The organism is Trichocoleus desertorum ATA4-8-CV12 (assembly GCA_019358975.1).
GTDB lineage: Bacteria > Cyanobacteriota > Cyanobacteriia > FACHB-46 > FACHB-46 > Trichocoleus > Trichocoleus desertorum_A.
Genome location: JAHHIL010000003.1, coordinates 171,562 through 191,039, shown reverse-complemented (window position 1 = coordinate 191,039; position 19,478 = coordinate 171,562). Strand labels below are relative to the sequence as shown.

Here is a 19,478-nt window from a genome sequence, read left to right as displayed (position 1 = left end):
AAATTCCCCTCATTCTGGCAGCTTGTACTGTCCAACGATGCGCTTAGCGTACTCAGGCACATGAGCTTCCAGCTTTTCCGGATGCTGGCGCTTGAGGTAGAGATAGTTACGAGTAAAGTGCGAATCGATGGAGAAACGGGCGTATTCCAAGCCTTTGGGGCCGATTCTTTCGATGACTACACCCATGAGTTGAGCGGCCCACATGGGTAAAGTAACGCCCTTGTCGTATGCAGGAATGCTTTGCTGTACTGCGTTATGGCGATCGCCTTGGGACATTACAGGCTGCGTTTCCAGCTGATCGCCCACCAAATCCAGCATTTCCTGACCGCGATCGTTCCGTACCACAATCCATTGCCAACCGAAGGGAGCGCCCATATAGCCCACGACCAAATCGGCCAGGGAGTTGACGTAGTCGAAGCAGCTCATGCAGGAAGGCGCAAAGACATCTTTAAGCTGATTAGTTTTCAGGCCAAAGAAGGGGACTTTTTCAATTGAGCCATCTTCGTGCTTGAAATGCACCCGAAAGTCTTGCATGAACTCGTAATGCACGACGGTTTCCGGCGATCGGCTGGTGGTTTCTAAAAACTTTTGCAATCCTGCCCGGGTGACATTATCCACGCAGGGCGTTCCCAGCACATAGAGCTTTTCTAAGCCGAGTTGCTTTTCGACTGCGCGTAGAGCTTGGATTTGACAACCCACACCGATTACCAGCAGCCGCTTCATCCCCGACTGCTCAATCTGCTCCAACACCGACAGATTAGGCGAGAGCGTCGGTTTGTTGACCCGTGCGGCCAAGATTTCCTCTGGGGTGCGAGCGATCACAGGTTTGGGTTGAAAGCGGTCTTCTTCCGTGTTTTGCACACAGACCACGCCCTCTACTAAACCACGATTCAGCATTTCGATCGCGATCGTGCTGACAATACCTGTCCACTGGGCCCCCTCGATCGGCTCAGTTTTGCGGGCGGCCATCATGTCTTGGTTGACGCCGAAATACCACTCGTCTTGGTTATCCAAGTCGCGGCTGCGTCCGTGGATTTCAGCCTCCAGCTCAGCAATCTGTTGATTGATAAAGGCGCAAGCTTCTTTGACGTAATGAATGTAGTAGGTATCGCACAGGCCGCACTCACTACAGAGTTCCTTGGCAGGACGACGGCTAGAAGGTTTGAGGGCTTTAGCTTTTTGGTGAGGACGGACAGAGGCAATCATGTTATGGCAGCTAAATGAGTCACAAGCGCAAAGTCTGCTTAAGGTAGCTTAATGCTTTCCTGTGGTTCCAGTTAAAGGATGGTCATGAAACTTTAAGCAAGTCTTGAAGCAAGCTCTGCTATTCGGCTAGTAGGTCTTCGTAGGCTTTGATCAGTTGCTTGACTGCTGGTAAGTATTCAGAGGCGATCGCCGGAGGATTAGAACTTGGCTCCACTACCACATCGCCGACGGTATCCAAGGCTCGTTCGTTGATTGAGTCAATTAATAGCTCTGGCATCATGATGTTGGCTTCAGCAATTTGTTTGATGGCGGCGCTGGCGTTTTCTTGTTCTGCGATCGCCTTGAGTACCTGAAACTCAGCCATCGGCAGTTGCAAGAGAAATTCTGTCCACTCAGAGGGTAAAGTCTCCTCACGGGGCGGGCGGAAGGGTAGAATGGCTCCCTTTTTGCTAGCACTTTTGCGTTTGCGGTTAGAAGTCTGAGGTTGAACTGGTTGAACTGGTTGAACTGGTTGAACTTCGTAGGTTTCCGCTTGCAGTTTCAGCAGATTGAGTGTGGCGAGTTCTTCTTCTAAGCTTTCTTTTTGATTGCGTCGGTCTAAGATTTGAGTTTCTAACTGCTCCAGTTCTTTGTGCAGCGAAATAACTTGTGTCTGCAACTGTTGCATAGCCGCTTGGAGGGGATGAGAACTGGCATCTTCCTGCTGTTTCTCGGCTTGCAAAACCGAGAGAGATTGGCTAACCTCCAGCTTGCGCTGTTCTAGCTGTTGGATTTGAGTGTGTAAGCCGTAAACTTCTGGTTCTAACTGCTGTTTTTGTTGCCGCAGAATCATCAAAGCCTGGTCGAGTGATGCTTCTTGCTGGCGTTGCTCCATCACTCGCGTTTCTAGCTGGACAAGTTCTGCCCGCCAAGTCGCCAAGTTTGCTTCAGTTTGTTCTTTGAGCGTGTCGATACTGGAGAGCGATCGCTTCAGCTCTAGTTCTTGTCGCTCTAGGGCTTTAACTTGCGATTGCCTCTGGTTAATTTGCTCTAGCTGGTGTTGTTCTTGAGCGTTCAGAGCATTTAACTTCCAAACCAGTTCTTCTTTGTGGTTCCAATAATCCGCAAGTTGGAGTTTAGCTTGCTGCGCTTGAGCTTGCAATGAGCTGAGGTGGGCCGCGACCTCTTGTCGTTCGTCAGTCAAATCCAGCAATACGTCTTGTAAATCTTCACCCTGCCGTTGCAAGGCTCGAACCTGAGTGTTGAGAAACGCTAAAGTGCTCTTTGCTTGAGAGCTGCGACGATTTTCCACCACGACCATTGCGAACAAGGCAGCAGGCAGGGTGATCAACCCACTGGAAAAAGCTTTTCCCATGTCTCGGTTGGTCAAGAAGCTGAGGCCAAAGCTGACACCAAATGCAACAGACCCAACAAGGAACCGATTGTTGACCATAGCTCACTGCGATCGTGCGTCTTAAGTAACCTGGATTTAGTTGAACCAGTTCACACTAGTTTAGTGGCGGGGAAGCATCTGCGATCGCCCCTTAATCTCTCAGAAGCCTGCCCAATTGCCCAGGAAATTTCGCGATCGTTTTTCTCTCTTTCCAAGGGAATGTTAGAGCAGTAAAGCTATTCCAGAAGCAGTAAATGCCCAAAATCCTTAAGAAAATTGGTTTATTCTGAAAGGAGGCTGGTTTACGGAACTTAACACACCATCTCCCTCCCCTGTGCCCATGAAATGCATTATCAATCGTCGAGCTGAGTTTTCAGCAAGCCATCGTTACTGGCTGCCTGAACTGAGCGAAGCGGAAAACACAGAGCAGTTTGGTCTCTGCGCTCGTGCACCTGGACATGGACATAACTATGTCTTTTATGTCGCGATGGCGGGCGAACTCGATGAATATGGCATGGTGCTAAACCTGTCGGATGTGAAGCATGTGATCAAGCGAGAAGTGACCAATCATCTTAACTTCTCGTACCTAAATGACGCTTTGCCAGAGTTTCAGCAAACGCTGCCGACGACGGAAAATATCGCGCGGGTGATTTGGCAACGTCTCGCACCTCATCTGCCAATCACCAATATTCAACTGTTTGAACATCCTGAACTCTGGGCCGACTATAAAGGAAACGGAATGGAAGCTTACCTCACCATCAGCACTCACTTCAGCGCCGCTCACCGTCTGGCTCTACCTCACCTCACCTTAGAACAGAACTCTGAAATCTACGGGAAATGTGCACGGGTCAATGGTCACGGCCACAACTATCACCTAGAAGTCACAATCAAAGGCGAGATGGACCCCCGCACAGGCATGATTGCTGACTTGGTAGCTTTCCAAAAAGCCGTGGATGATTATGTGGTGGAACCGTTTGACCACACCTTTCTCAACAAGGATATTCCTTACTTTGCTGAGGTTGTGCCCACGGCTGAAAATATTGCCGTTCACATTCGTGACCTGTTGCAACAGCCCATTCGTGAGATTGGTGCCCAGTTGTACAAGATCAAGTTAATCGAAAGCCCCAATAACTCCTGCGAAGTCTTCTGCACTGAAGCTGATTTCAATCAAGTAGCAGGTCAACAACGCGAAGCGGCTCTAGCGTAGCCTAGAAAAGGGTTTCCAAAGGGCCAACGTAGGGGCGGGTTTTTCGTAAAGATTGGTGGTTTGAGCGAGATATGTTTCAATCAACCCGCCCTACCCCAAATGACGATCGCCTCTGCGCCTTAAATAGCGGTAAATACCCCAGGCGATCGCTCCTGGAATCAAATTCAGCACAAAATGACTGAGAGCAAACTGGACTAAATTTGGTGTGGCAACGAGTTGCGCCCAACTGACGCTACTTAAGCTTCTGCCTAACAGAAACCAGCCAAAAATTGCGTTACCTCCTAACATCAGCGCAAATAGAACCAAGCCACGCTGCCAGTAACATTCCTGTGGAGTATTGCCAGAAATGAGTGTGGATGGGGATTGGTGTTGCGATCGCTTGAGCAAGCTATTCAACCGCCATGCCATCCAGAGAAAAAACGGAAAGAGGCCGTAGCTTAAGAGCTGAATGGGTGGTTCATAGCGCCAAGCGAGGGAGAGGCTGTTGACGAGGGCGTGACAGCCAACTGCGTTTAGCCAAGCTATTAAGAGATCTCCCCAACCCGCCTTAAAAAGGGAGGCTAAAGAGTATTTTCGATTCAGTGCCAGTCCTAGCGCATAGCCCCAGGGGGCGGCAAACCAAGCGTGAACTGCAACGCCGATGGTGCGATCGAAAATCGAAGCCACACCATTGAAGAGATACAACAGGTTTTCTTCGGCGGTGAACCCTAGGGCTACAGCAATGGTGTAAAGCAGAACGGTACTGCTTGAGGGCGATCGCGACTGCCACCTACGAAGGCCAACTACGAGCAACAACACCCCTATAAGTTTGCAGCCTTCTTCAATGGGGCCAATTTCTAGTAGTTGTCGTAAAGCTTGCACCTAAGAGCGATCGCGTGATCTGTTGCCAAGGCAGTAGGCTTTGAGCTAAGAACTCAAAACTCCACTCCAGCCCTAAAGCCGCTAGCCCAGCTAGCCCTCCCGACAGAAAACCGAGGAGTAGTTGAGGGACAGGGACTTGGCGAACTTGGCAGCAATAGTAAGCGAGAGCTAAGAGCGGCGGTGCGATCGCCCAAAAAGTGATGGTATAAAGATCCATACATTCTGCAAGGGTGAAGCATTTTCACTGAGCACACTGATATCTGAGAAAATGCTTCGACCTTACAAGAGTTTTAGGCGTTTTGGGGTTTTGGTTTGTGAGTAGAGGCGACGTGTAGCTCCTTGAGTTGCTTATCATCCACACTGGAAGGGGCGCTGGTGAGGAGGCAACGGGCTTGTTGAGTTTTGGGGAAAGCGATCGCGTCTCGGATCGACTCTTCACCCGCCAACAACATCACCAAGCGATCCAAACCATAGGCAATACCACCGTGGGGAGGAGTGCCGTACTCAAACGCTTCTATTAAGAAACCAAACTTACTCCGAGCTTCCTCCTCAGCTAAGCCAATGGTCTCGAAGACTTGAGCTTGTAAATCGGGTTGATAAATCCGCAAGCTACCGCCTCCAACTTCAAAGCCATTGAACACTAAGTCGTAAGCTTGAGCGCGAGCGGTTTTCAGGTCGTCGCGATCGTCGGGGTGGGGGGCAGTGAAGGGGTGGTGTAGGGCTTCGAGGCGCTTCTCGTCAGCGTTCCACTCAAACATGGGAAAATCGACGATCCAGAGCAGGTTGATTTTTTCTGGATCAATCAGATTGAGTTCTTGGGCAATCACCTGGCGGAGGCGATCAAGGGTTTTGTTCACCAAATCGGTTGGCCCAGCGCCGAACAGCAACAAATCACCTGCTTTAGCGCCAGTGCGAGCTAGTAGTTCTTGCTTCTGCCCATCAGTCAGGTTGTCCTTGATGGCTCCAATGGTGTCAATTTCGCCATCTTCGCGCACACGGATGTAAGCGAGACCTTTGGCCCCAGCGTTGCAAGCTTCTTGGAATAAGTCGCCACCGGGTTTAATCCGCACATTAGAGATGGCATCGTTACCGCTAGGAATGGGCAGCACTTTGACAACACCTCCGCTTGCGACTGCACCAGAGAAGACTTTGAAGCCAGAGTCCTTAACTAAATCGGAGACTTCTACTAGTTCTAGTCCGTAGCGGGTGTCAGGCTTGTCAGAACCATAGCGGTCCATCGCCTCTTTGTAGGTCAGACGGGGGAAGGGTCTGGGTAGGTCAATCCCTTTGATGGTCTTGAAGAGATGGCAAACTAGATCTTCGTTCAGGGTCAGAATTTCCTCTTGAGACATGAAACTCATTTCCATGTCGAGTTGGGTAAATTCTGGTTGACGATCGGCCCGTAAGTCTTCATCTCGGAAGCAACGAGCTACTTGGTAGTAGCGATCGAACCCTGACACCATCAGCAATTGCTTGAACAACTGCGGCGACTGCGGCAGTGCAAACCAATCTCCAGGGTTGACTCGGCTGGGCACTAAGTAATCTCGTGCGCCCTCTGGAGTGGAGCGAGTCAGAATTGGTGTTTCGATTTCGATAAAGCCTTTGGCATCTTCTAGATAACGCCGCAAGGTCTTGATGATTTCGTGACGCAACCGCAGATTCTGATGCATGCGATCGCGCCGCAAATCCAAGTAGCGATATTTCAGGCGCAAGTCTTCTCGGACAGCCTCATTATCTGCTGTAGAAACTTGAAAGGGAAGTTGCTTGCGAACCGCATTCAACAGCTCGACCTGATCGGCATAGATTTCGATTTCTCCCGTCGGCAGTCGAGGATTGAGCGAGTCATCAGGACGGCGAGTCACCCGACCCGTGACTTGGATGACATACTCATTGCGTAGATCACCTGCTGGCTCGTAAGAATTGGGGGTGCGTTCCGGATCGCTGACAATTTGGATAATGCCAGTGCGATCGCGTAGGTCTAGAAAGATCACACCCCCGTGATCGCGGCGACGGTCTACCCATCCACACAGCGTGACAGTCTCTCCAATATTTTCTGCTCGGAGTTGGCCGCAATAATGGGTTCGCATAGCTAATGATTCAGAGTTCTTGCTTTTCAGAATTGATCAGATTGGGGTTGAGGCTCAGGAGAAGCTGCCAAAATCGCAGTGCATCCTAACAACATCCAGTGAAACCTTCCCATTATCCAGCATTTTGCTTGCGCTACTGTAACTGAGTCAGAGTTGCATCAAACGAAAAGCTACTTCTGGGTTGTGAACACAGGCTACGCGGTGCGTCTTACTTAGGGCGAGTCGCCATCAAGTTCTGCCAAGCCAATCTAGCTGCATCTGCTAGTTGAAAACCAACCGACTCAATTTCACCCACAATCACATGCCAGCTTTTATCAGCTTCATTCTGTAAGGTTTGAATCGTCTGCTCTAACCGCTGAGGATCAATCACCAATTGGCTTTGTTCAACAGTTGCCCTTGCTTGTCGGATGGCGTTGAGGTAGGCATCGCGGCTAAAATCACCCGCAGACTGAACTTCGGCTTGGGCGCGTTTGCGAATGGCTGCAATTAAAGCTTGAGTTTCTCGTTTAATTTCGTCATCTTCCTCCGTCGGCTCAACCGTCACGATCGCATCGGTTTGGGAGCTGACCAGCGCCGTATTTTCGCTAGAAGTGGATGGAGGATGGATTTCTACAACGACAGATGTTTCTGCATCCATTGGTTCAGGATTCATAACAGGTCTCCAGATCAGATAAGGCTAATTAACTCTGATGGCTGACTCAATTGAAATCACGCTACCTCTAAATCCAATCTAACCACTTTGCCCAGATTTGGCAGGTAAGCAGAACACAGAATCTTAATGAAGCCAACTCACGACGGCTAACAGCCTAGATCTCTTCTAAATACTTGCTTCATGGTTTTAAGCGCCAAAGATGTTTAACTTGAGGCACTGGCTGAGGATTAAATGCTTGCTGTGTTAATGTTTTGCGCAGGTTGCGTGAAGGCTCTATCAGAAATACATCACTGAATGCTTGATTCACGGATCGAGAAATGATCGGTTGTTGAGGTTTCAAGGTTAGCTGCAGTTTCACATCTGGTTTTAAGAGGTGGCTTAAAGCAAGCATCTCACCAAAACTAGAATCGCTAATAACGAGGGGGCGAGGCGACTGATTAATAACTTGCGCGATCGCTGGGTTTTCATTGCTGCTGTATTTGTTCCACCAAGTAGTTGCAGACGTGCTAGCAGCGCAGGAAATAATGCCAATGCCTATGAGAATAGCGAGTACCGATCGCCAAAAATAGGGGAAGAGATGTTTATGTCCGGAAATTTTGACGGTTAATAGGTAGGTGACGGCAAGTTGAATTGCTATGTAGCAAGGAATTAAATAGCGATTGATCAGCGATCGCCGTCCTCCAACAATCAAATCTGGTGCTGTAAAAACTAATAAGGTGACACCCAGTAACGTGACAATAAACAACCAAGTGGGCTTGGGAGCATTATGAATCACAAAGTAAAGTGAGTAGGCCACTAGTAGCAAGATTGGCAGTATTAAGTAGGTGAGTGGATTACTCAAGCTAAACCGCACATCTAAGAACAAACGGCTGATATTCAAGATCCAAATTTTGATAAAAGCTAACAAGGGTATAGGGGTAGCAGTCCATCCTGCGGCATCAATTTCAGTAAGGTATTTCAACCAAGGTAAGAAACCGATAACGGCTATTAGAGAACTAGCCAAGTAGGCTTTCCAAGTTTTGTTTAGTCGCCAACCTTCTGTAAACAAGATGTAGAGTCCATGACTCACAACAACTAATCCTTGTAAGATGCACGAGTAAAACCCTAACAGAATGGTGAGGCTATAGACTCCCCAGCTTAATTTAGTTTGCTGTCTTAAGGCGCTGAGCAAAGCTGCACTAGATAGCACAACTATTGCAGCCCACAAGCTATACTCCCGTGCTTCTTGGGCGTAAAGAACATGAAAGGGAGATACTGAAAATAATGCGATCGCGATCCAACTTGGAGTGGTCCCGCCAAAGAGTTCTCGACAAAGCCAATAAAGACTGGGAAAGATCAATAAACTTAGAACTGCTGCCAAACTTCTTAAGATTGCAGTAGAATTGCCAAACGATTTGGCCCAAAACCAAGTTAAGAAATAGTAAAGGGGTGGATGCTGAGGATCATTCTCTGCAAGTTGTTTGACAGTATCTAAAACTGTTCTGTCAGGGCTAAGAAATTGATATCTAGAAATATCGCTAGCACTAAGAATTTGGCCGTTAAAAATATTTTCGACTACTTCGCTTTGAGAGTGACCTGAAAGCCAAAGAGAAGTATAAGCCTCATCCTTCCAATAGACTTTTTGCCCTAAATTTGCAAACCGAAAGCAAACGCCTAGTACCAGTAAAAAAATACACAAAAATCTTAACCAGGTAGGAGCTGCTCCTAAGTTTGTAGAGCCTATTCTTGATTTCGTAGGTACTTGCTGGATAAAATTTTCAGAATCCATTTTTTAGAATCCATTTGAGAGTATCAAGCTAAGGGGAGGATTGACTATGAGCCAGTAACCAGGTGAAGCTATAGCGTTTCTCCTCGAAATGAGGTACACATATCCAGGCTGGGTAAGGATTTCAGCTTGTGACTTGTACCTCACCAGATTAGGAATCGCTATATTAGAATCTCTGGATTTTTAATACAAGATGACCAAATCAAAGATCTGCCTTTTAAATTACTTGGCTGTCATTTTATTCCAACTTTCAACCTGCAAGCTAGTGTGGTGAAGTACTAGGGATGAAATGGAGAATTTGCTCAATTAATAGCCAGTTTCCTGCTCGATTGAGGCGTCCTAGCACTTGCAACGGTTGCTGATCGGGATACTGTTCTAGCTGTTGATTAACTTGTGGACACAAGGTCACGAGGCTAACACTGGCAGGCGAACCCGCAGCCAATGACGTAGTTGAACTGAGCGAGTTTAAGGTATAGGTTTGATCGCGATCGCGGGAAAAAATACCGCTCAATACGATTGAGGGAGAGTTCGTTGATTCAGGATGGGGGCTCGTTGCACTCGCTGCGCTCGCTGCAATTTCCAGTTCGCTTTGGTGTTCTGTTCTAGCGCATTGACCATAGACAGAGTAAGTCTCTGGATGAGCTAGATAATAAGACTGCCAATGGAGCCAGTCAGAATGCTGGGGCAAGGAATTGAAGAGTGGGACGATCGCAGCAGGAGCAGTAGGCTCTTCTAGTAAAGCGATTTGCAGCGATCGCACTCTGAGTTCTTTAGGCTGACAGTTTTGTTCTACACACAAAGCAGCAGCCATTCCTGCGGCTTGACCAATATTCATCACAACGGGTTGTAGGCGGGTTGCCCCGTTGGCGATATGGGACACAGAAATATTCTTTTCGCAAACTAACAAACCATCTAGAGCTAGTGGCACTAGACAGCCATAAGGAATGGTGAAAGGAGTGCCTGTCCAGCGTCCGCCCCAACGAATCGATTTGGGCTTGAGATTTAAGCTCGGTAACGCTTGATCTTGAAAGTGCGTGGGGTAGTGATGGTCATTGGCGTAGTTACCGCTCGCGATCGCCGTAACTTGGCCTTGGTGATCTACAGGTAGAGCGGCTACGTGGCCTCCAGGCACAGGCAAAATGTCCCGCTCACAGACGGTCGTGAGTCCTTGCAAGCGACGAGATTCTCGATAGTAGGGATGCAAGGCAAAAGCGCCTCCGCCTAAATTTCCAGGCAAGTGGGGAAAGATATCAGACGCTAAGCCATAGCGATCGCCCAGCTGCGTTTGGATAAAATGAGCAAAACCTTGAGTGTGCCAGCGCGCTTCTTGCAAAAACTCTTGCTGCGCTTCAGGTAATTGAACTAGACGATCGACCCCTAAGCCGTAATCATTACCGCACTGGGGCCAGTTGAGCATAAAGCGATCGCCAGGTAAGCGGCCATAGTTGAGAAACTGCTCTGGGTCATAACCCTCCCAAGCCCCAGCAAATTGGGCTGGATCGTAATTCGGTGGAGGGGCGATCGCGGGGGCCCGATTGCCTACGCCAAAGTCTTGGAGGATGACAACCCAAGTAGGTGACTGCACCGAGCAGCGCTGAGTTAAAGCATTCGTAGTAGGTGGAGCGCTCGGTTCCTGCCATGCAGATTGCAGTTCCCACCCCCAGCGGTAAGGCACTTCAGCTAGAGCCAGCAGATCTCCTAGCTCAGTGGCGTCTAGCGTGACTTTAGCCTTGACTGTCAAGTCTGGAAAGCGAACTCCGGTAATGCGATCGCCTTGGCGGAGAACTTCTACAGGCGTTTGACCGCTAATCCAATGCAAGTTAGGCAGCGATCGCACCCAATCGGCAAAAATCTGGGCACCCACGCGAGGGTCATAGGTAAAGAAGCTGACCCAGGCATGGTCTAAGCCACCGGGTTGCCGTCGTTGCAATTCCCGCAAAAAAGCGCCCCAAATCCCGGTCTGAAATGCAGCCAACTCATTGCCATCTGGGGCACAGACTCCTGCACTCGTCAGCATGCCACCCAACCAAGGAAACTCGCTGACCAGAATAGTTTTGGCTCCTCGACGGGCTGCTTGTAGCGCTGCAACTGTGCCGCCTGTCCCTCCACCCACAACTAAAACATCAGCGGCTAATTCTTCTAAGGTGAGTGGCATGGGAATGACTTTGTTGACGTGTCGAATAACAGATCTTGATAAAGTCTATGATCATTGAGCCTACAAAAATCCAGGTTTTTGGGCAGTTTAGTGGCTGTAGATTATCAGCATTAGAGGGGAGTATGAAAGCACAAGTATTTCGTGGAGTGAAGCAGTTGAGTTACGAGGAACTGCCTGTGCCCGAACTAGGTGCAGATGAAGTGCTCGTACAAGTCAAAGTTGTGGGCCTGTGTCAATCTGACATCAAAAAAATTCTGTATCCGCTCTACGAACCACCCAGAATTTTTGGTCACGAAACTGCCGGAACAATTGCAGCTATCGGAGATGAAGTCAGAAATTGGCAAGTAGGCGATCGCGTGGTCGTGATGCATCACATTCCCTGTATGCATTGCAACTATTGCCTCAACGACAACTTCTCCATGTGCGACGTATACAAAAACGTCACGACAACCGCAGGATTTTCGCCTAGTGGTGGCGGGTTTGCAGAATACGTCAAAGTACCGGGGCACATTGTTCGCAATGGTGGTCTGATTCCTATCCCCAATGACATTAGTTTTGAGCAAGCCAGCTTTGTCGAGCCCACCAATTGCTGCCTCAAAGCGGTTAAAAAAGCTCAAATCGCCCCTGGTCAAACTGTGCTGATCACTGGCGCAGGCCCAATTGGGCTGATGTTTATCATGTTGGTGAAGTACTTTGGGGCTAGAGCGATCGCGACAGATCTAATTCCTTCGCGGATTGAAAAGGCTCTGAGTGTGGGAGCCGATGCCGCTTTTGATGCCCGCGATCCTGAAATTGCTCAAAAAGTTCAAGAATTAACCCAGGGCATGGGTGTGGATGTGAGTTTGCTAGCTGTGCCTAGTGACAAAGCTTTTTTCCAGGCATTAGACTGTACCCGCAAAGGTGGCAAAATTCTGTTCTTTGCAGAGTTTCCGGATGAAGTTGAAATTCCGCTCAATCCCAATGTGCTCTATCGGCGAGAAATTGACCTAATGGGAAGCTACAGCTCTTCTTTCCGGGTGCAAAACTTAGCGGCTGATATTGTGTTTAATCGTCGCATTGATGTGGAAGCCCTGATTAGCGATCGCTATCCCTTGGAGGACTTATCCAAAGCGGTCGATCAAGCTGTTTCACCAGGCCCAGAAACCTACAAGATTTTGATTTACCCGTAACTATCCCGTAACTATATAGAGCTTAGGAGGGCGAGCCACCGTAAAGCCTTCGGCAATAGCCTTCAGCAATAACCTTCGGCATGGCTACGCTAAGACTACGCTAAGGCTACGCGATCGCCCCTACATTTCCCGCTGTCTCCATTTTTGAACCATGCTGAAATTGCTTTCCGGGTTGAGTAGCACCACAACTGCCTTACTGCTCACTGTTCCAGCGATCGCTCAAGTCAATGTTCCTCGGCCAGCAACCCAAGTCAAACCCAACCTTGATCCTCCCATCTGCTACATGCAAACTGAGGGCAACCAGCTGATCAATTTAGAAAACTTGTGTGGGCAACAACTACCAAGCACGACTGTAATTGCCTTCAACTGCAACAGCGACGCCCGTGGCAATTACATCAACAGTCGTTCTGGGGGTGGCTCAGTCTACGTTCCCGCCGACATCCGTAAAGGTGAAGCGTACGAGCGTCAGAGTCAATGCGGGTAGTTGCAGCGATCGCCAGAACCCTTAACCATTAGCCTTAGGTTCCTCCGATGCCACAATTGCTTTAACTTCCTGCAACAGGGCATCCTGCTCCTGCTTAAGGGCTTCTAATCGATCCACAATCTCGCTCAGCCTTTGCTGTTTCGAGTCAGTGCCTTGCTTTGCATCACCCGCCGTTAGGGCCGACTGAAACGACCTAGCACTAAAACCAAACAACCATTGACTCAGCTTCCAAGGCGATCGCAGCAGACCAATTCCTGCCTGTTGAATGAGTTGAGCGATCGTACTCAAAAGCCCTTGTAGCAACACCAGCAGCACCAGCAACAATCCAACCGACCAGAAAGGATGCTGAAGAACCCAAGCCCAAAACTGATGCTCCGCCATCCACTGCTGCATTGCCCCACCAAGAGCATTTTGCATCGCGTCAGCCACTGTACTCTGCTGCACCTGCGTCAGAGCCTGACCTGCCTTGTGGGACAAAGTGCTGGAAAGAGAATTGAGATCATCAAACGCGATCGCCATGACTTAATTACGATGCCTTAACTAGCTAAGTAACAAGCTATATAGCGTTTCTCCTCGAAATGAGGTACACATATCCAGGCTGGGTAAGGATTTCAGCTTGTGACTTGTACCTCACCAGATTAGGAACCGCTATAGCTGCTAGAGGTGAATATATGCCGACATTTGAGTTCATATTGCGTTAGTACACAACTTGGAGTTAGCAGCAACATTATTGACAACTGTGCAACAATATACTCTGAAATATTTGATAAAAAACAGTCAACCAAGCTATATAAATAATATTTGATACAAGCAAACTTGCACTTGAAAGTAATTTATGTTAATCATCTCTTTAAGAGATCAAAAGGCAAGACTATACCTAAAAAATAATATTAGATAAACTACAGCGATACAATATCTTGTTAGTTGTTAATACATTATTCTCATGCCCTACTTTTTCCACTGGCCAGGCAGATTTAGGCTTGCTTTGTTATGCTTCTTCGTCCTTCTTCCTGCCCTCACTTTGGCAGCTTTGGTTCTAAATTATAGTGTTGATGTACCCGTCGGGGACCAATGGTGGACAACACAAACGATCATCAAAGCAATGAATGGAACTATAACCTTTGGTGATCTATTAGCACAACATAATGAAAGCAGAAAATTTTTTCCTCGTTTAGTTGATATTGCTCTAGCCTATCTAACTAAATATGATGTTAGAGCGGAGATGTTTCTATCAATTCTTCTCAGTTGCGTCATATCGCTTAGTCTCATCTGGCTAAGCTATGTGACTATATCTCAACGAAGGATTGTGATATGTGCTTTGGCATTAATTACCAACTTATTGCTATTTAGTCCAATTCAATATGAAGCGTGGTTAAACGGTCTCTCCAACGTTGTCTATCTTTCCTTAGCTTGTATTACCAGTGGTCTAGTTATCGCTACTACTTCTTTACATCCAGGAATTAAGCTAGGTATCTGTGCTGTACTAGCAACAATTAGTACGTTCTCTTTTGCTAACGGTATTCTTGCTTGGATAATTATTTTTCCAGCGTTATACAGCTTTACAGGCAGTTCTAAGTTCTTAGAAAAAATTTGGTTAGTCTTAGGATGGTTTCTTATTGCAGCGCTTAATTTAGTTGTATATTTCTATGACTATCATAAGCCTGGCTACCATCCAAGTTTACTAACTGCTGTATGGAGTCCAGGAAAAGCGATTGTTTACTTTCTTTCTTTTTTGGGAAATCCCCTAGCCTGGGGAACAGTGGTGCAAACACCCAATCAGGCAACTATTGTTGGATTAGTATTGTTGGTTTTATATTGCCTCCTTGGCTTGAATTGGTTAAGGTCATGCTCAAAACTAGGGACACGGCAACAGGAAATCATTTGGCTATCGTTGGGTGCTTACGGAATTGTCAGCGCTGCTATCACAACTGTTGGCAGAGTTGGATTCAGTACTGAGCAAGCTCTTGCCTCTAGATACTCTACTTTCGCAATTTATTTATTTATATCTGTCATACATTTAATAGCTCTTTTCATTAGTCAGAAAAATTTGAGAGTACCGAGTTATTCTACAATACTCAACCACGGAATCACTATCCTAGTAACAACGTTTATTTTGTTACATGGCTTTACTTTTATTTATTCAATAAGCCAAATGCAGCAGATGCGACAAGAAAGATTGTTTGCTAAAACCTGCTTGTTATTTATTAATTCTGTACCTGATGCTAGCTGCGTTGAACGTAGCCTTTACTGGGGAGCTTATTTTTATGGTTTCAGTTTTGGTGGAATCAATTACTTACAGCCAGTCGCTAATTCCGCCAATCGTTTAGGCCTTCTCAATCCACCATTACTATCTACTAACCGTCTAATAAATAGTTCCACAAACAGCAATATTTACGGCTATTTTGACGCTTTTTCTTTACAAGGCAATAAAGAATATGTAGCTAGCGGTTGGGCAGTTTTACCACAATTAAACCGCCCTGCCGATACGGTTTTGTTAACTTATGATCTGGGTCAGGGGGCAACTGTGTTTAAAGTTATCAAAGTAGGAGATGCAAGACCTGACGTAGTAAAGCTGTTAGGAGTTCAAACTTACTTACGTTCTGGATGGAGCGATACATTTTCTATGGATAAGCCTTTACCCCCAAATACCAAAATTGAGGCTTGGGCATTTGATGTAGAAACAACAAAAGCCTATAAACTAGGAACTCCCCATCAAACAATGCCATAGTTTTTACTACAAGTTCATATTGCCCCGAGAGTAAGTTTCAACTCCAACTAAAAAAGTTGGGAGAGTCTCAGAAATACTCTCCCAACTGACTACTTAAAATTGGCTTAAACGCAACCTAATCGAAACATAGGCAAGTACTTCTAGCCTTTTCCATTTTTTAGGTGCGATTCAATTCTGTCAGAGCAATTAGAAAAGAACTTGATTGCTACTAGGAGGTTTTAGAGTTATAAACTCAGGTCAGTCACCGCGCCCACACTACTCGAGGCGACCAACTTCGCATACTTCGCCAAAACTCCCTTGGTATAGCGAGGCGGACGCGGTTGCCAGTTAGCTCGACGGCTTGCCAACTCCTCATCCGACACATTCAACTGCAACAGCCGAGCATCGGCATCAATGGTAATGGTATCGCCTTCTTGAACTAAGGCGATCGCACCTCCCACAGCCGCTTCTGGTGCAACGTGACCCACGACCATACCGTAAGTACCGCCAGAGAAACGACCATCGGTGATCAGGCCAACGGAATCTCCTAAGCCTGCGCCAATAATGGCCGAAGTAGGAGCCAGCATTTCTCGCATGCCAGGACCACCCTTGGGGCCTTCATAGCGAATGACAATCACATCTCCCGCTTGGATTTGCTTCGCCAGAATGGCCTTTAAGCATTCTTCTTCTGACTCAAATACGCGAGCGGGGCCAGTGATGCGACGGTTCTTGACTCCGGTTAGCTTTGCGACAGAACCTTCAAGCGCTAAGTTGCCCTTGAGAATGCCCAAGTGTCCTTGAGGATACATGGGTTTGTTCCAAGGACGAATCACATCTTGGTCGGCACGAGGTTCAGCCGAGACATCTGCCAGCACTTCTGCTAGGGTTTGTCCTGTCACGGTCAGCGCATCACCATGCAGCAAGCCATGCTCCAATAGCATCTTCATGACTTGGGGAATCCCACCTGCCTGGTGCAGATCCGTTGCGACGTAGCGACCTGAAGGCTTGAGGTCACACAAGACAGGGACGCGACCTCGAATGGTTTCAAAGTCATCAATCGTGAGTTCAACCCCAATAGCATGGGCGATCGCGAGTAAATGCAGCACTGCATTCGTAGAACCACCCACAGCCATAATGACCGAAATTGCGTTTTCAAACGCTTTGCGAGTCAGAATTTGCTTCGGCAGAATTTGCTGGCGAATGGCCTCGACCAAGACAAACGCTGATTTTTCAGCGCTCTCAGCTTTCTCAGCATCTTCAGCCGCCATTGTGGAAGAGTACATCAAGCTCATGCCCATCGCTTCGATCGCGGACGACATGGTGTTGGCTGTGTACATGCCGCCGCAAGAACCAGCCCCAGGGCAAGCTTTGCGTTCTACTTCCAGAAGCTCGTCTTGGCTGATTTTGCCAGCACTATATTCACCTACCGCTTCAAAAGCGCTCACTACGGTTAGATCTTTGCCGTTGTGATGTCCGGGCTTAATCGTGCCACCATAAACAAAAACCGCCGGAATATTCATCCGGGCGATCGCAATCATGGCTCCAGGCATGTTTTTGTCGCAGCCACCCACGGCTAACACGCCGTCCATGCTTTGGCCCATGCAAGCTGTCTCAATTGAGTCGGCAATCACTTCACGGGAAACCAGGGAATACTTCATCCCTTCGGTTCCCATCGAAATCCCATCACTGATGGTGATGGTGCCAAACATCTGGGGCATGGCTCCAGCCATTTTAATGCCTGTTTCTGCCCGCTTCGCCAAATCGTTCAGCCCCATATTACAGGGAGTAATCGTGCTATAACCGTTAGCGACCCCTACAATAGGTTTGGTAAAGTCATCATCGCCAAAGCCGACTGCCCGAAGCATGGCACGGTTGGGCGATCGCTGGACACCTTGAGTTACGACTTGGCTTCTAACGTTGTCAGGCATTCTTCTTTCCGTGAAAGATGTGAGGATTAGGTTAACTGCTTTCTCTGATTCTGTCAGAATGCAGGATTATTGGCGATGGTGTTTATCGCCAGAGTAGCGTCCAAATTGCTGAGTTGATTTTCTCTGAGATTGCCAGGTGCGATTATTAGGAGTAGTGAAGCAGTAGTGAAGCGATCGCCCCACTCACCCTGACAATTAAACTCTTAAGAATTAAAAGGAATGATGCACCTTGTATCCATTGAGGCACCCTGAGAATAGTGACATCAAGAGCAGACTGAGATGACCTGGGTGCCTATGGATTTACTCAAGCGGTATGCAGCGGGCGAGCGAGATTTTCGCAGTGCCAACTTAGCAGGTGCAGATTTGACCGCAGTCGATTTGAGTGAGGCGAATCTGAGAGGTGCTAATTTGAGCGGTGCTCAGCTGTTGGGTGCTTCCTTAGTGGGCGCAAACCTAAGAGAAGCCAATCTTCGCAATGCCAATTTACAAGCGAACTTGCAAGAAGCAAATCTCACAGGCGCTGACCTCACAGGTGTAGATTTGCGAGAAGCTAAGTTGCAAACTGCCAATCTACGAGGGGCCAATCTCACTAACGCGATTTGTGTAGCAGCTAATTTCAGTGAAGCTAGCTTAAGTGAAGCAAACCTGCGCGGAGCTGACTTAAGTCGAGCCAAACTGGCCGAGGTAGCTTTGAACCGAGCTAATTTGACCGAGGCTATGCTGAATGGTGCCATTTTAGAGGCGGCGAATCTGACGAACGCTATCTTGCATGGAGCCACTTTGGAGTTGGCCAACCTCACCAATGCCATCCTGAACGGAGCCATTTTAGAAGCGGCTAACTTTCAAGGAGCATACCTCAGCCGTGCTCGCTTGAGCGGTGCCACTTTGACCAAAGCCAACTTGTCAGGTGCGAATCTGAGAGGCGCAAATTTGAGTTGGACGACCTTGCGGGGTGCTAACCTTAGCCGAGCCAATCTTTACCGAGCCAATTTAAGTTGGGCCAACTTGAGTGAAGGAAATTTACAAGAAGCCATTTTAATCGACGCCAAACTCAACCAGGCCAACTTGCGTAACGCAGACTTAAGTGGAGCCATCATGCCCAATGGCAGAACTTATGAATAGTTTTGAATAGTTTAGCCAGCTCAATCTAAGCGATCGCCTTTACTTGAGCGGATCGTGGCCCCAGTTCATGAGGGAATAACGCCAGCGAGTATGCTCAGTATTACCAGATGGGTGCTGAGCTAGGTGACGGTGTACATAACTGATAACCCGTTTCATCTGGGATAAATCGTCCTCAGTGTACTCTGCTTTAGATTTGCTAAGTAGCTCAATAATGTGTTTGCCAGATTGATGACCAATAGATTCGTGTCCTGACTCCTTCTGCCCCACGGCTTGCGATTCTTCAGTCTCTAGCCAAGAGCTGAGTTCATGGGCCGTCATGTTGACCGTTTGCTTAAACTCCCCAACCACTGATTTGGCATCGGCAGTCATGATCTAGTCCTCCACTTTTTTGAGGGCTGCGGGTTTATGGGCCGCTTGTTTGCCAGTTTTCTCACTTTCAACCAAATACTCAGGATTCTCTTGGGATGCTGCGACAGAATGCCCTTTAACTTCAGTCGGGGAAGTTAGTTTTTTCTTGACTTCGCCTTGGGTTTTACCCTGAGCTGTATTCCACTCTACTGAATCACCTTTCTTGAACTGTTCAGTCATTGCAGTTACCTCACTTCACAAGTTATTGAGCTGAGTAATGTTTGAGCCGTAGTTCAGCTTATTCAAGGGAACTAACAGCTTTTCAACTATTTGTTACACTATGTAAATTTATCAACAAATAACTCTGTCGGAATGTAGATCAAATAACTGTTTGCCAAGTTGCGTCTTAGGTAGG

The 19,478-nt window shown here is 47.7% G+C and carries 17 protein-coding genes; 5 read left to right on the top strand and 12 right to left on the bottom strand.

The window, feature by feature from the left end; translation table 11 throughout:
• Nucleotides 1-9: 9 nt before the first annotated feature.
• Together KME12_05105 and KME12_05100 are read right to left on the bottom strand one after the other, a co-directional pair.
• On the bottom strand, nt 10-1,206 hold the full coding sequence (locus KME12_05105) for a Coenzyme F420 hydrogenase/dehydrogenase, beta subunit C-terminal domain (protein MBW4487150.1): 1,197 nt from the start codon (nt 1,204-1,206) through the stop codon (nt 10-12).
• 118 nt (nt 1,207-1,324) lie between these two features.
• Nucleotides 1,325-2,638: a hypothetical protein gene (locus KME12_05100; GenBank protein ID MBW4487149.1), complete on the bottom strand. Its 1,314-nt coding sequence runs from the start codon at nt 2,636-2,638 to the stop codon at nt 1,325-1,327.
• A 280-nt stretch (nt 2,639-2,918) separates the two neighbouring features.
• Between KME12_05100 and KME12_05095 the strand changes: the two genes are divergently transcribed.
• Nucleotides 2,919-3,785: a 6-carboxytetrahydropterin synthase gene (locus KME12_05095; GenBank protein ID MBW4487148.1), complete on the top strand. Its 867-nt coding sequence runs from the start codon at nt 2,919-2,921 to the stop codon at nt 3,783-3,785.
• A 90-nt stretch (nt 3,786-3,875) separates the two neighbouring features.
• On the opposite strand, the gene KME12_05090 is transcribed toward KME12_05095, so the two are convergent.
• From KME12_05090 to KME12_05065, 6 genes are all read right to left on the bottom strand, one after another.
• Nucleotides 3,876-4,646 carry a PrsW family intramembrane metalloprotease gene (locus KME12_05090; GenBank protein ID MBW4487147.1) on the bottom strand — a complete coding sequence of 257 codons (771 nt, stop codon included), beginning with the start codon at nt 4,644-4,646 and terminating at the stop codon, nt 3,876-3,878.
• Complete coding sequence (locus KME12_05085; protein MBW4487146.1) at nt 4,606-4,863, bottom strand: hypothetical protein; 258 nt, start codon at nt 4,861-4,863, stop codon at nt 4,606-4,608. Before KME12_05085 ends, KME12_05090 begins: the two co-directional genes overlap by 41 nt.
• Nucleotides 4,864-4,936: 73 nt before the next feature.
• Nucleotides 4,937-6,733 carry an aspartate--tRNA ligase gene (gene aspS, locus KME12_05080; GenBank protein MBW4487145.1) on the bottom strand — a complete coding sequence of 599 codons (1,797 nt, stop codon included), beginning with the start codon at nt 6,731-6,733 and terminating at the stop codon, nt 4,937-4,939.
• A 208-nt stretch (nt 6,734-6,941) separates the two neighbouring features.
• Nucleotides 6,942-7,340 (bottom strand): hypothetical protein, encoded by a 399-nt coding sequence (locus KME12_05075; GenBank protein ID MBW4487144.1) that lies wholly within the window; start codon nt 7,338-7,340, stop codon nt 6,942-6,944.
• 223 nt (nt 7,341-7,563) lie between these two features.
• Nucleotides 7,564-9,063 carry a glycosyltransferase family 39 protein gene (locus KME12_05070; protein MBW4487143.1) on the bottom strand — a complete coding sequence of 500 codons (1,500 nt, stop codon included), beginning with the start codon at nt 9,061-9,063 and terminating at the stop codon, nt 7,564-7,566.
• Nucleotides 9,064-9,412: 349 nt separating this feature from the next.
• On the bottom strand, nt 9,413-11,305 hold the full coding sequence (locus KME12_05065; GenBank protein ID MBW4487142.1) for an FAD-dependent oxidoreductase: 1,893 nt from the start codon (nt 11,303-11,305) through the stop codon (nt 9,413-9,415).
• 122 nt (nt 11,306-11,427) lie between these two features.
• Here KME12_05065 and KME12_05060 point away from each other — a divergent pair, with 122 nt between their 5' ends.
• Together KME12_05060 and KME12_05055 are read left to right on the top strand one after the other, a co-directional pair.
• Nucleotides 11,428-12,474 carry a zinc-dependent dehydrogenase gene (locus KME12_05060; GenBank protein MBW4487141.1) on the top strand — a complete coding sequence of 349 codons (1,047 nt, stop codon included), beginning with the start codon at nt 11,428-11,430 and terminating at the stop codon, nt 12,472-12,474.
• 151 nt (nt 12,475-12,625) lie between these two features.
• Complete coding sequence (locus KME12_05055; protein MBW4487140.1) at nt 12,626-12,958, top strand: hypothetical protein; 333 nt, start codon at nt 12,626-12,628, stop codon at nt 12,956-12,958.
• Between the two features lie 21 nt (nt 12,959-12,979).
• Here the strand turns inward: KME12_05055 and KME12_05050 are convergent, their stop codons facing one another.
• A complete protein-coding gene (locus KME12_05050) occupies nt 12,980-13,477 on the bottom strand; it encodes a hypothetical protein (protein MBW4487139.1) in 498 nt (165 codons plus the stop codon).
• 502 nt (nt 13,478-13,979) lie between these two features.
• Between KME12_05050 and KME12_05045 the strand changes: the two genes are divergently transcribed.
• Nucleotides 13,980-15,686, top strand: coding sequence for a hypothetical protein (locus KME12_05045; GenBank protein ID MBW4487138.1), 1,707 nt, complete (start codon nt 13,980-13,982; stop codon nt 15,684-15,686).
• 224 nt (nt 15,687-15,910) lie between these two features.
• On the opposite strand, the gene ilvD is transcribed toward KME12_05045, so the two are convergent.
• The gene (ilvD, locus tag KME12_05040) at nt 15,911-17,593 is read right to left on the bottom strand and encodes a dihydroxy-acid dehydratase (protein MBW4487137.1); all 1,683 of its coding nucleotides are present in this window, start codon (nt 17,591-17,593) and stop codon (nt 15,911-15,913) included.
• 294 nt (nt 17,594-17,887) lie between these two features.
• On the opposite strand from ilvD, the gene KME12_05035 reads away from it, so the two are divergent.
• Complete coding sequence (locus KME12_05035) at nt 17,888-18,715, top strand: pentapeptide repeat-containing protein (protein MBW4487136.1); 828 nt, start codon at nt 17,888-17,890, stop codon at nt 18,713-18,715.
• Between the two features lie 39 nt (nt 18,716-18,754).
• On the opposite strand, the gene KME12_05030 is transcribed toward KME12_05035, so the two are convergent.
• Nucleotides 18,755-19,084, bottom strand: a complete 330-nt coding sequence (locus KME12_05030; protein ID MBW4487135.1) for a DUF3140 domain-containing protein — start codon at nt 19,082-19,084, stop codon at nt 18,755-18,757.
• Nucleotides 19,085-19,087: 3 nt separating this feature from the next.
• Nucleotides 19,088-19,303, bottom strand: a complete 216-nt coding sequence (locus tag KME12_05025) for a DUF2945 domain-containing protein (protein ID MBW4487134.1) — start codon at nt 19,301-19,303, stop codon at nt 19,088-19,090.
• Between the last annotated feature and the right edge of the window lie 175 nt (nt 19,304-19,478).